This window comes from Terriglobales bacterium (assembly GCA_035764005.1).
GTDB lineage: Bacteria > Acidobacteriota > Terriglobia > Terriglobales > Acidobacteriaceae > Gp1-AA112.
Genome location: DASTZZ010000025.1, coordinates 172,913 through 184,959, shown reverse-complemented (window position 1 = coordinate 184,959; position 12,047 = coordinate 172,913). Strand labels below are relative to the sequence as shown.

At 57.7% G+C, this 12,047-nt stretch carries 11 protein-coding genes; 5 read left to right on the top strand and 6 right to left on the bottom strand.

The window, feature by feature from the left end; translation table 11 throughout:
• The 3 genes from VFU50_04835 to VFU50_04825 all read right to left on the bottom strand — a co-directional run.
• A partial coding sequence (locus VFU50_04835) for a hypothetical protein (GenBank protein ID HEU5232164.1) occupies positions 1-549 on the bottom strand: 549 nt, incomplete at its 3' end.
• A 1-nt stretch (position 550) separates the two neighbouring features.
• The gene (locus tag VFU50_04830) at positions 551-2,182 is read right to left on the bottom strand and encodes a GspE/PulE family protein (protein ID HEU5232163.1); all 1,632 of its coding nucleotides are present in this window, start codon (positions 2,180-2,182) and stop codon (positions 551-553) included.
• A gap of 11 nt (positions 2,183-2,193) precedes the next feature.
• Entirely contained in the window at positions 2,194-3,408 is a 1,215-nt protein-coding gene (locus tag VFU50_04825; protein HEU5232162.1) for a type II secretion system F family protein, read from the bottom strand.
• A gap of 510 nt (positions 3,409-3,918) precedes the next feature.
• On the opposite strand from VFU50_04825, the gene VFU50_04820 reads away from it, so the two are divergent.
• Positions 3,919-5,268 (top strand): Xaa-Pro peptidase family protein, encoded by a 1,350-nt coding sequence (locus tag VFU50_04820; protein ID HEU5232161.1) that lies wholly within the window; start codon positions 3,919-3,921, stop codon positions 5,266-5,268.
• Positions 5,269-5,516: 248 nt separating this feature from the next.
• Positions 5,517-7,988, top strand: coding sequence for an ABC transporter permease (locus tag VFU50_04815; GenBank protein ID HEU5232160.1), 2,472 nt, complete (start codon positions 5,517-5,519; stop codon positions 7,986-7,988).
• Positions 7,989-8,145: 157 nt separating this feature from the next.
• Here VFU50_04815 and VFU50_04810 read toward each other — a convergent pair whose 3' ends face one another.
• Positions 8,146-8,823, bottom strand: a complete 678-nt coding sequence (locus tag VFU50_04810) for an O-methyltransferase (GenBank protein ID HEU5232159.1) — start codon at positions 8,821-8,823, stop codon at positions 8,146-8,148.
• A 229-nt stretch (positions 8,824-9,052) separates the two neighbouring features.
• Between VFU50_04810 and VFU50_04805 the strand changes: the two genes are divergently transcribed.
• A complete protein-coding gene (locus VFU50_04805) occupies positions 9,053-9,364 on the top strand; it encodes a hypothetical protein (GenBank protein HEU5232158.1) in 312 nt (103 codons plus the stop codon).
• 318 nt (positions 9,365-9,682) lie between these two features.
• On the opposite strand, the gene VFU50_04800 is transcribed toward VFU50_04805, so the two are convergent.
• Together VFU50_04800 and VFU50_04795 are read right to left on the bottom strand one after the other, a co-directional pair.
• Positions 9,683-10,087 carry a vitamin K epoxide reductase family protein gene (locus VFU50_04800; GenBank protein ID HEU5232157.1) on the bottom strand — a complete coding sequence of 135 codons (405 nt, stop codon included), beginning with the start codon at positions 10,085-10,087 and terminating at the stop codon, positions 9,683-9,685.
• Between the two features lie 36 nt (positions 10,088-10,123).
• Positions 10,124-10,507: an MmcQ/YjbR family DNA-binding protein gene (locus VFU50_04795; GenBank protein HEU5232156.1), complete on the bottom strand. Its 384-nt coding sequence runs from the start codon at positions 10,505-10,507 to the stop codon at positions 10,124-10,126.
• Between the two features lie 223 nt (positions 10,508-10,730).
• Here VFU50_04795 and ruvC point away from each other — a divergent pair, with 223 nt between their 5' ends.
• Together ruvC and VFU50_04785 are read left to right on the top strand one after the other, a co-directional pair.
• Positions 10,731-11,234 (top strand): crossover junction endodeoxyribonuclease RuvC, encoded by a 504-nt coding sequence (gene ruvC / locus VFU50_04790; GenBank protein ID HEU5232155.1) that lies wholly within the window; start codon positions 10,731-10,733, stop codon positions 11,232-11,234.
• Positions 11,231-11,962, top strand: coding sequence for a hypothetical protein (locus VFU50_04785; protein HEU5232154.1), 732 nt, complete (start codon positions 11,231-11,233; stop codon positions 11,960-11,962). Before ruvC ends, VFU50_04785 begins: the two co-directional genes overlap by 4 nt.
• The last annotated feature ends 85 nt before the right edge of the window (positions 11,963-12,047 follow it).

Genomic DNA, 12,047 nt, shown 5'->3' with positions numbered 1-12,047 from the left:
CAGTGTTGGACGCTCCGCTTCAATCGCGCTGAGCGCCGCTAATGTGGACGGCAAGACCACACCGGGTTCATAGCCTGCGCCGCGAATCACAGATTCGTATTCATTCAATACTTCTCGCGGACAGACGGCCGCCAGCACTTTTACCGCCGCCCCTTTTCGATAACTCTGGAATGAGAGAGCGGCGTGATCGGCGTCGAACGGGACCGATTTCCGCAAACGGAACCGGAGAATGGGCTCGGCTTCAACCGTCTTCTCGGGAAGCGTATCGAAATCGAGCAGCAGCACGCGAATCGCCGCGTCCGGCAAAACTGCGACTACGTCCCGCTTACGGCCTCCGACCGCCGTCAAGGCGCTCTCGATGGTTTGCGTGAGAGTACCTGGATCGGCGATGTTTCCCGGGGTGAGCGAAGGCCGCACAAGGTCGCGTTCCAGCTTGCGCCAGGTGTGTACATCGAGACGGCTGCCGTCGGATTTGGCGCGCGCGGCTATTACGCCTTGCGCGGTAATCTCGCACGCAAGTCTCGGTTTGGGAATGCGATTGCGCGCCATGCTACCTCGATGTCTCGATGAATGTGACTTTGTTGATTTCCTTCAGCGTGGTCGTTCCTGAACGAACTTTCGCCAATGCTGACTCGCGGAGGAAGCGCATGCCTTCTTCGCGCGCCGCTTTCCGCACTTCCGAAGTTGGTTTCTTTTCCAGAATCAGCTCGCGGATGCGATCGGTGAGATCGAGCAATTCGTGAATCGCCGTGCGGCCCTTGTAGCCGGTCCCCGCGCACTCGATGCAGCCCTCGCCTTCGTAGAAGGTGAACTCACGCCACTCGGGAGTATCCATCCCGCTGGCCTCGAGCTGCTCCGGAGTGTAGCGGACGGGCTTCTTACAGGAGTCGCAGATTACGCGCACTAACCGCTGCGCGAGGATGCAATTCAGCGCCGACACGAAGTTGTAAGCCTCAACGCCCATATTGAGGAAGCGCCCAATCACATCGACCACGTTGTTGGCGTGGACCGTGGTGAAGACCAAGTGCCCAGTAAGTGCCGACTGAATTGCGATCTGCGCCGTTTCCGTGTCGCGAATTTCGCCGACCAGAATTTTGTCGGGATCGTGACGCAGAATCGATCGCAAGCCGCGCGCAAACGTCAGTCCCTTTTTCTCGTTCACGGGAATCTGCGTAATGCCGCGAATCTGGTACTCCACCGGATCCTCGATGGTGATGATCTTGTCTTCTTCGCTCTTGATCTCGTTCAGCGCAGCGTAAAGCGTAGTGGTTTTTCCCGAACCCGTTGGACCAGTAACCAGCACCATGCCGTATGGCTCTTTGATGTACCGCCGGAAGTGGCGCAAATCCTCTTCATCGAATCCGACTACATCTAAAGTCAGCTTGCGGAACTTCTCGCTCATCGACTCCTTGTCGAGCACGCGAAGCACCCCATTTTCGCCATGAACAGTGGGCATGATGGAGACGCGGAAATCGATCAACCTGCCTTTGTACTTCACGCGGAAGCGGCCATCCTGGGGCACGCGGCGCTCGGCGATGTCCAGCTCGCTCATGACCTTGATGCGCGAGACGATCGTTGAATGATGTTCCTTCGAGATCGGCGGCATCGCCTGCTGCAGCACGCCGTCGATGCGGTACTTCACCGCGACGGAATCGTCCATCGTTTCGATGTGAATATCACTGGCGCGCCGCTCGAGCGCGGTAAAGATCATGGTGTCCACCAGCCGGATAATCGGGCTGATGTCCTGCTCTGAAGTCAGCCGCTCGATGGAGATGGTTTCGTCGCCGGCTTCGTCCTCGCGAACAACATCAAAGGTGAAACCTTCAGTCGCCTCTTCCAGCACGCGTTGCGACTGTTCGGTCTTCTTCAGGATCTCGTCGATCTGCTCCATCGTGGCAACTTTCGTATGCACACGTTTGTTCAGCAGCAGGCCGATCTCGTCGATCATCATCAGCCGACTCGGATCGGAGATCGCAATCGTGAGTTCATCGCCTTGTTCCTCGAGCGGAACGAAGTTGTAGCGGAACATCAGATCGACGGGCACGGTTCGGAAGAGTTCGTGCTGGATGTGATAGTTCTTCAAATCCACGAACTCGCGGCGGTAGCGCTTCGCCAGATCGCGAGCGCGGGATTCCGAACCGCTATCTGCGGCTCCGCCGACGAAAATTGCAGAATCTGCCATTTCGAAAATCCTTATCCGCCCGCGACCGCGCCCAGCTGAAAGATGGGAAGGTAGAGCGCGATCAGCACAATCGCAACGATGACGCCCATCACAATCAGAATCACCGGCTCAATCAATGACAGCGCAGCTCCCAGAGCCGTCTGCACGTCTTCTTCCAGGAACTCGGCAACTGAGGTCAACATTGCCGGCAATGCTCCTGTCGATTCTCCCACCTCAACCATCTCGTATGCCAATTCGGGAAAGACTCCGCTCTCCTCCATGCTGCGCGAGAGCGGACGTCCCTCGCGCACCTTGTGCACAGAGTCGAGTACCGCCTTCGCAACCAGCCGGCTTTCCATGGAATGACCGGACGTTTCCAGCGCCTGCACAAGCGGTAAGCCGCCGCTCAAAAGCGTCGACATCGTGCGCGAAAACAATGCGACCTGGTACTTGAGCCAGATGTCCCCGCCGATCGGCGTCCCCAGCCGCAAACGATCGAATGCCAATCCGCCGGCATCGGTCTTGCTCCAACGCCAAAGTAGAAAAATGACGAGCGCTATTGCGGGAATCGCAAAGAGGATCCAGCGTTTGACGAAATCGCCGACTCCGAGCACAAAGACGGTTAAAGCTGGAAGCTGCCCATTGCCAATTTGGGAATAGAGCGTCTGGAACTGCGGCACCACGTAGCTGAGCAGGAAAGTAAACATCAGCGTGACCATGGTCACCAGCAGCGCCGGATAGATGAGCGAGGCAATGAGTTTTTTGCGGAAGGTCAACGCGATTCGCTGAAAGGCAATGTAGCGTCCCAGCACTTCTTCCAGGTTGCCGCTTTTTTCGCCTGCCAGCAGCGTGGTGGTGTACACACCGGAAATCGCGCCTGGCGCAGCATGACGAAACGCGTCGGACAGCAGCTCGCCGGTCCGCACGCGCTGCCGCACATTCTCGATGATCGACTTCAGATACTTATTTTTCTGTCGTTTGCTGAGAAGATCGAGGCCTTGAAGGATGGGCAGGCCAGCTCGAACTAATGTCAGGAATTGTGAGTTGAAGATAACAAACTGTTCGAGCTTTACCTTCTTCTGCCGTCGCGGTGCGGCGCCGCCGAGCAACCCTCGTGTTTTGATGGAGGTAACCAGCAGGCCTTGTTGAACGAAGCGGTCGCGCACCTCTCCCACGGAAGCGCCATGCTCCACGTGTTCGGAGACGTGTCCACGCTCGTCCGCCGTCTGAACCAGGTATTCCGCCATGCCGATTACTCAAAGTCTAACATTCGGAAATCACGCATACAGACATGTTCCCGAACGTAGTGACGCGGGTATCAAAGAGGTGAACGTAACAGGGAGAAGAACTTGCAGCAGAAGCATAAGCAGTTCCTGCGTACGCAAATGCCTGATCTTGAGCGCGCTCGGGATCAAAGCAAGAAGGGCATTAATCCTGGATTATTCACGACGCACAACGATTCTGCTCGCTGTTTTGGCTCTAATCGTTTCAAAAGAGAACGAGGCAGGCCCAAGGGGCCGGAAGAAGCGCAGCCCAGCGGCGTAAGCCCTGGGTCAAACGTACACAACAGACGAGCCCTGAAAGGGCGACACAGACGCGCGATTGTGACCAGCTCGGACGGCTATGCCGCCCTTTCAGGGCTCTGGAGTCAAATTTGTTTTCTCACCCAGGGCTTACGCCGCTGGGCTGCGCGCTTCTTTCGGCCCGTTGGGCCTTTCAAGTCGCCTGCGGCTCTCGTTGTACAATCTCGCTTCTCCATGACAAAGAAGCTTCGCGCGATTCTGTTCCTCGTTCTCCTCTCTCCTTACTTACACGCACTCGAGCGCCAGAATGCAAGCGTCTACCACGCCCGCCGTATCGCGCTCTCGAAGAAAACTAATGGTGGAGTTGTTGTGCTATTCGCGCCGGTTGAGCGGCCGGACGAGATATTCGGTTTTCATCAGGACTCAAATTTTTATTACTTGACCGGCTGGACCGAACCCGGCGCTGCGCTCCTGATCGCATCGGCTACTGCAGCCACGAATGATGCGCGCGGCAACGCTCCGGCACGTCCTTATACCGAGATCTTGTTCCTGCCGGCGCGCAACCTGCAGGAAGAAAAATGGCTTGGTCCTAAATTGGGACCGGGTGATCAGGAAGTTACGCGAATCACGGGATTCGACAAAGTCGAGCCGCTCGACAAAATGCATGACGAACTGGCCGCTCTTCCAGAGTCGAATCGCGGGCCAATCTATTCCGATCTCGGCGGGTACAACGAGGAATCGGCGTCGGTTGAGCCTCTCGCCTGGTTGCGGCGCGGGCAATCGTTTGCCGGATTCTTCGGCTTCCGAGAGGTCAAGCCGCTCATCGGCCAGCTTCGAACCACCAAAGACCAGGGCGAGATCGATCTGATCGTAAAAGCGACGCGCGCCTCGATGGCCGCCCATCTGGCAGCACTCAAGGCGATCCATCCCGGCGTGACCGAGCGCGAGATTCAGGCCCTGATGCAGTACGAATATCAGCGCCGGGGATGCGAGCGCTCTGCCTATGCTCCGATTGTGGGATCAGGATTCAACTCGACTGTACTCCATTATTCCGAAGATTCCGGCACCATGCGCTCGGGCGACGTAGTGGTAATGGACGTGGCCGGCGAGTACTCGATGTATGCCTCCGACATCACGCGCACTGCTCCAGTGAACGGCCATTTCACGGCCCGGCAGCGCGAGATCTATGACATCGTCCTCGGCGCGCAGCAAGCGGCGATGCAGGCATTCAAAGCGGGCGTTTCGCACATCAGCGGCACCGGTCCGGACTCCCTCAACAAAGTCGCACGCGATTACATCGATTCCCACGGCAAGGATCTGCACGGAGCGTCGTTAGGCAAGTACTTCATCCACGGTCTCGGGCATTACGTCGGCCTGGATGTTCACGACGAAGGCGACTACACCATGCCTCTCGATAAGGGCTCGGTGTTTACTATCGAGCCGGGAATCTACATTCCCGAAGAGAAGATTGGCGTGCGCATCGAAGACATTTATTACGTGGACCAAAACGGGAATCTGGTGCAGATCACGAAAGACCTGCCGCACACGGCGGATGAGGTAGAAGCGGCGATGCGAGCGAAATAGAGCACAGGCCCGTTTGTTCGTGTTTGTCATTCCGAGCGGATGCTCACGCAGCATTTCGCGTGAGCAGGAGAGAGGAATCCCTACAAAACGAAAAAAGTTAGGTTCGGCGTGGAAGGCGATAGGGATTCCTCAGGCCAACACCAGGCCTTCGGAATGACAAGTAAGACCGACCACCCGGCGGAGGGCGGCCGGCTCCACGTTTACTAATCCCGGGTACTCGCGTCTAAGCACCAACGCAGGAGACATCCATGGAAACTCTCTGGCAGGACGTTCGTTACGGCATCCGGCAGTTGCGCAAGGCGCGCGGATTCACGCTGATCGCCATCCTCACGCTCGCGCTCGGCATCGGCGCCAATACAGCGATCTTTACGGTTGTTAACACGATCTTCCTTCATCCACTGCCGGTGCACGATCCCGACCACCTGATGGGTATCTTCACAACTGACCAGCGTAATCGCGGCGGCCTGAACACTTTCCTGCCGATCTCGCAGCCAAACGCCAGGGACGTGGCCGAGCGCTCGCAATCGTTTTCCAGCGTCATGATGTTCACCGGCACGGGCGTGAGCATGACCGTGGAGGGCAAGCCGCAGGCCTTCTTCGCGCAACTTGTCTCGGGAAACTTCTTCGATGTGCTCGGCGTGCAAGCCGCTTTGGGACGAACCTTCCGTCCGGATGAAGACCAGCAGGGAGCGGCCGGAGTGGTGGTGCTCACACACGGTCTGTGGGAGCGGTACTTCGCTTCCAATCCGAACGTGATCGGGCAGAACGTTCTGCTGAACGGCCAGGGATTCACGATCGTCGGCGTTATGCCGCGCGGCTTCAAAGGCACCGCCGTCCTCGGCGGTCCGGACCTGTGGGTACCAATGGCGACTCACGACCAAGTCCTCGCCGGCGTGCTCAAGGAGATGTACAACGACCGGCGCTTCCTGAACTTCTTTGCCGTCGGCCGGCTGAAGCCCGGAGTAGGAATCGATCAAGCCCGCGCCGAATTGAAGAACGTTGGTTCGCAGCTTGAGCACGATTACCCGGCTCCCAACAAAGGACGCAGTTTCACCGTCGTGCCTCTGCTCGAATCGACTCTCAATCCCAACGTGCAAGGCCAGGCGGAGCGCGCCGGCGAACTGATGATGGGCGTGGTTGGACTGGTGCTGCTCATCGCCTGCGCCAACATCTCCAACTTGCTGCTGGCGCGTGCCGCAGGACGAAAACGGGAAATTTCCATACGGCTGGCGATTGGAGCCTCACGCGCTCGCATTGTTACGCAGCTACTTACCGAATCAATCCTGCTCGCGCTTGCGGGCGGCATCGCGGGCCTCGGCGTCGCATACATCGCGCGCGACTTGCTCTGGAGTTTCCGTCCTCCGTTCCTGCTGCAAGCCAACAATCTGGAGTTAGCACTGGACAGCAGCGTGCTGATCTTCACGCTTCTAATCTCTCTCGCCACCGGCGTCATCTTCGGACTGTTGCCGGCCTTGCAGGCCTCTCGTCCCGATTTGGTAACCGAGCTGAAAGAGCGAGCAGGCTCCGAGATCTTCTCCGGACGCCGCTTCGGCATTCGCAGTGCATTCGTCATGTTGCAGTTCGCGCTTTCTCTGGTCGCGCTGATCGGCGCCGGGCTCTTCCTGGTCAGCCTGCGTAATGCGCAGAAGATCGAACCCGGATTCGACACGCACAATCTCGGAATGTTGTCTTTCGATTTGGGAGCACTGAACTACGATCAGCCGCGCATGCGCGAATTCCAGCGCCGCGCAGTGGAAACGGTACAGACGCTGCCCGGCGTAAGTTCCGTGACTCTGGCGACCAACGTTCCTCTATTTGGAGGCACGGCAATTTCGCGAAGCGTCTTCCCGGAAGGGGAAGAAGGGACGTCGACGCGGACCGGCATTCTTACCCAGACCGACAACATCGCGCCGGATTACTTCCAGACGCTCGGCATTCCCATCATTCGCGGCCGCCAGTTCGACAGCACCGATCGCGAAGAGAGTCCCAAGGTGGCGATTATCAACGAGGCCGCCGCTCACCGCTTCTGGCCCAATCAAGATCCAGTCGGCAAGCGATTCAAGTTCTTCGGCGAACCCTATGTCGTCCAGGTAGTCGGCGTTGCCCGGGACGCCAAATACAACACGCTGGGCGAAGAGCCGACACCATACCTGTACCTGCCGTTAATTCAAACGCCGAGCCCAGGTTTAACACTTTTCTTCCGTTCCAGCGCCGATCCCCGCGTCGTGCTCGCTTCTGTGCGCGAGCGCGTGCAGGCTCTCGATCGCAATCTCCCGCTGACCAACGTCTGGCCCATCGGCGAGGTGATTACGCAAGCGCTCTGGGGAGCAAAGTTCGCAGCCGGGCTGCTGAGCATCTTCGCCGCTCTGGCGATGGTGCTCGCCGCAATCGGCGTCTACGGAGTAGTTGCGTATTCCGTGGGAAAGCGAGTGCGCGAGATCGGCATCCGCATGGCTCTCGGCGCGAGACGGCAAGACATTCTCGCGATGATCGTCCGCCAAAGTTCGGTTTCGCTGGTGATCGGCTTGGCCGTGGGACTCATCGCCGCATTAGCTCTGTCCAGAACAATCACAGCATTGCTTTATGGCGCCAGCTCCGCTTCGGCTGTTCCGTTCGTCCTGCTACCGGTGATGCTGGCGCTGGTTGGACTGATTGCAACGTACATCCCCGCGCGAAGAGCAACGGCGATCAATCCGATTATTGCCTTGAGACAGGAGTAGCAAGCGTAACGGAACCCGCCGCGGGAACGGCGAACACGATGGTCACAAAGGCCACACAAGAGGTCACGAGGAGTCATCCTTGTGACCTCTTCTGTTTGCCTCGTGACCTTCGTGTTCGCCGTTCCTGCGGCAACTGCTACACCTTTGAGACCGCCATTTAGCGGTTCACGAACGCAACCGTAATCCCGTCGTACCCCTTGCTGCCAACTGTCTGAATCGTCGTCGCGGTCACGCGCTTCTCTTTTGCAAGCATCGCGTTCAGTTTGCGCACGCCCTGGACATCGGGATCCTTGGTGTCGGCCTGAATCACCGCTCCTTTCCGCACGACGTTATCGACAATGATCAGGCTTCCAGGACGCGATAGCTTCAAGGACCACTTGAAGTAATCGGGAATGTTCGCTTTATCCGCGTCGATGAAAATCAGGTCGAACTTGCGCGACTTCTCCTTTGCCAATTTGGGAAGGCTCTCGAGCGCGGGTCCAAGCCGAATCTCTACTGATTTGGATAGCTTGGCGCGAGCGAGGTTGGCGCGCGCAACTTCTGCGTGCTTCGGATTCACTTCGAGCGTGATTACGCGCCCGCCTTTTGCCAGTGCCCGCGCGAGCCAGATGGTGCTGTATCCGCCGAGCGTGCCGATTTCGAGGACGCGGCGCGCATTCACCAGCCGCGCCAGAATGTGCAGCAGCTTGCCCTGGTTCGGCGTGACCGCAATGGCCGGGAGCTCCGCCTTGCTGCTTGCCTCAACGGCGGCATCCAAAGCCGCATCGGAAGGTACAACTGTGGAACTGATGTAGAGATCGACCGCTGTCCATTGTTCCTGATTCATGCGATTCATTAAAACAGAACCGTCGCCGGTGCGCGATGGCCGCCGACTCTGGCCACTGCTCCACCACCGTGGGCCAGGACGTTCGAGAGCTCGCTGTCTGCATCCACAAATGCATTTCGAATGCCTGCGCTCGAACTTCGGATTAAAAGGAAATTCCCAATATGGTACAAGGAAGCCCGTACCGATTTCGCTTGACTTTCGCCCGATTTCGTCATAGCACAGGAGTAGGGAGGGCGGAATGGAAAGCGGCACACAGGTCGCGCTCGCGTCTCCTTCAGGCGGGGCTCCTGTCTGTGGAGTACGGAGTGCTGGACGCCTGCTCAAACATGAGATTTCAACGCACTTGATGAGATCGCATGAGGTCCATGAGATCAGCCGTCAGATATCTGATTCCCTGGCCATGGGATATCTCACCGGCAGCGAAGGGATATCTGATGAGATCGGATGGGATTCGATGGGATCGGATGAGATCACGCAAATGTTCGAACTCACCACGCAGCAATTCTCATATCGCGGTCATGGGGTTAACGCCACGAGAGGCTGGCGTTAACGCCGTGGAAAAAAGGGCGTTAACGCCGTGGAAATCTCGGGGTTAACGCCGTGGAAAATTCGGCGTTAACGCCATGGTTAAAATGCACACCGAACGTCGTTCTGCTTGCTCGCAAATTATTGTTAAGGCACGAGATGTGAATCATGTCGCGAATCTCACGGCGGACCGGATAGCACTTTTTAGCGAAATTTCCCTGCGGCGCGGCTTCAGTTCACCACGGAGCCACAGAGAACACGGAGACAAACAAATGTCTTCTCTGTGTTCTCCGTGGCTCCGTGGTGAAAAGCTACTGGAGAGCGGTTCAACCCCGACTTGTGATCAGGCGTGCTTCCTTCGTACCAGAGCTGCTATCAGCGATAAAAGGAAGATGACGGCGATCACGATCTGGGAACTTACGCAGTAGATACACCAGACGCCCAGGACTCGCCACTCGATCCAGGTGAGGCGCAGAGTGAAAATCAGAGCAATCAGTGCAAGCAGGAGGGTGATGCGGGGATAGCGACCGGCAACGGCAATCAGCACGGCATAGCCGAGGATGCCGATCAGCGCCACGGGAACTTCACGCAGCGCGGCATAAGGACTGGCATTGAAGTGCACTACCGCGTACGGACTGTGATTCACGATGCCGCAGTCCCATCGGTCGTTGATGCTGCAGGGTGAAGGCTTGGTGTTATAGTGCTCGCCCAGCACCATTCCCGAAATGAAAACTCCAGCGAGGCACAGGATTACGATGAGCGTGGTGAGAATGCGTTGCAGAGTCTATCCCTTTCCGGCTTTGCGCTTTGCCCGTGTCCGGCTATGTTGCAGCCGTTCTCGTTCCTTTTTGGGCAGCTTTTCAAACACTAGTTCATATGAGCGTCGCAGACAATCTCGCAGTTCCAAATGTGTCAATGCGTCCCGCGATTCCAGTCCCACCCAGTGGTTTCGCGCGAGATACGGAGCTGGAATGATGTTGGGTCGCTCGGTCAATTCGGCAAATTCTTCCGGAGTGGACTTGAAGGAAATCCAGACTTCGCTCGGTTCGAGTGCAACCACTGCGAACATCTTGCCGCCAACTTTCAGCACGAGATGGTTGCCCCATTGGATCTGCTCGGTCGCGTGCGGCAGGGAAATGCAGAATTCGCGAACTGAGTCGGTGGTCATGAGAAACGGAACAGCCGGCGGTAGCCGGTGGGGCAGCCGCGTGGTTTGCGGCTGCGCCTTACAACATTACCGCCCGAGCTGCCAGCCCGGAGCTGGCGATTCGCCAGCTCCGGCCCACCGCGTAGCACCCCAGCAACCGCAACACCGGCTGTTGCCGGGGACCCCGGCCTACCGGCGCCGGTTCTGATGCACGCACCACGACTGCGTTAAACTCGGAGTTCAGATGCGAGTCCTTGGGATCGATTGCGGAACTGAATATACAGGGTATGGAGTTGTCGATCAGCACCCGAACGGGCGGCTGGAATTTGTCACTGCCGGTGCGATTCATCTGTCCAAACGGGAGTCGATGCCGAAGCGGCTGGCGACTGTCTTCAACGAACTTTCTCGAATCATCTACCAGACACTGCCGCGCATGGTGGCGATTGAAGAGGTCTTTTATTCGGTGAACGCGAAGTCGGCGCTGAAGCTAGGTCAGGTACGCGGCGTGGCTATGCTGGCCGCTTCCTCGGCTTCGCTCGAAGTGGCGGAGTACTCGCCCCTCTCGATCAAGTCTGCGGTTGTAGGCTACGGCAAAGCGGAAAAGCTACAGGTTCAACACATGGTGGCGCATCTTTTGAAACTTGCTGAGCCTCCGCAGCCCAGCGATGCAGCGGACGCGTTGGCGATCGCAATTTGTCATCTGCATACCCATGCAACGCTCGTGCGCTATGAGGTGGCGGGACGATGAGCAGTCGTCGGCGCCTGCTGGCGCTGGGAATCCTGTTTCTGGCATTGGCTTCAGCGTTGTGCGCACAGCAGAATGCAACTATTTCCTTCAAGCAAGTCTGGAAGGAAGCGCAGCCTGCCGAGTTTTCGATCATCGTGCATCAGAATGGCCAAGTCGAGTACACGTCCATGGACAAGGATCTCACGCCACCGCAGGAGCGCAATGCACCGGTCGAGAGCAACGCCGAGCAGAGCGCCCAGGCTGAGGACGCCGCGTCGCAGGACGCTTACCACAAGAAGTTCCAGGCCAGCAATGGCCTTTGGGATAAGCTGGCCGGGCTCGCCAAGCAGGCCAATTACTTCGATGGCCAGTTCGACTTCACCAAACATGCGATCGCGCAAACCGGGAAGAAGACGCTCAGCTACTCAGATTCGAGCCGACACACATCGACGACTTACAACTACTCTGAAGACCCTTCGATTCAGGAGCTTACAGCTGTTTTCCAAGGGATTTCTTCGACCATTGAAGGAGGTCGGAAGCTGGAGTTCGATCGCCGGTTCGACAAGCTCTCGCTCGATCAGGATTTAAGCGGTCTGGAAGACATGTCGAACAACGGACGGCTCGAAGAGGTGCAGGCGATTGCGCCTTTGCTGGAGCGCCTGGCGGCGGATCGAACCGTGCTGCACATCGCGCAGCAACGGGCACAACGGATATTGAAGAAGGCGAACCTGCCGGTTGCTCCGCAGTAACAGCCGTCGGCGGTAGCCGATGGGGCAGCCACGGTGTTTGCGGCTGCGGTGATCGAGCTCGTTCAGTATTTCGAGTCACTCGGAG

Bases quoted from the DNA above. Each gene is read 5' to 3' on its own strand.
- VFU50_04830 (HEU5232163.1), bottom strand. From the start codon at position 2,182: ATGGCAGATTCTGCAATTTTCGTCGGCGGAGCCGCAGATAGCGGTTCG.
- VFU50_04825 (HEU5232162.1), bottom strand. From the start codon at position 3,408: ATGGCGGAATACCTGGTTCAGACGGCGGACGAGCGTGGACACGTCTCC.
- VFU50_04820 (HEU5232161.1), top strand. From the start codon at position 3,919: ATGACAAAGAAGCTTCGCGCGATTCTGTTCCTCGTTCTCCTCTCTCCT.
- VFU50_04815 (HEU5232160.1), top strand. From the start codon at position 5,517: ATGGAAACTCTCTGGCAGGACGTTCGTTACGGCATCCGGCAGTTGCGC.
- VFU50_04810 (HEU5232159.1), bottom strand. From the start codon at position 8,823: ATGAATCGCATGAATCAGGAACAATGGACAGCGGTCGATCTCTACATC.
- VFU50_04805 (HEU5232158.1), top strand. From the start codon at position 9,053: ATGGAAAGCGGCACACAGGTCGCGCTCGCGTCTCCTTCAGGCGGGGCT.
- VFU50_04795 (HEU5232156.1), bottom strand. From the start codon at position 10,507: ATGACCACCGACTCAGTTCGCGAATTCTGCATTTCCCTGCCGCACGCG.
- ruvC (HEU5232155.1), top strand. From the start codon at position 10,731: ATGCGAGTCCTTGGGATCGATTGCGGAACTGAATATACAGGGTATGGA.
- VFU50_04785 (HEU5232154.1), top strand. From the start codon at position 11,231: ATGAGCAGTCGTCGGCGCCTGCTGGCGCTGGGAATCCTGTTTCTGGCA.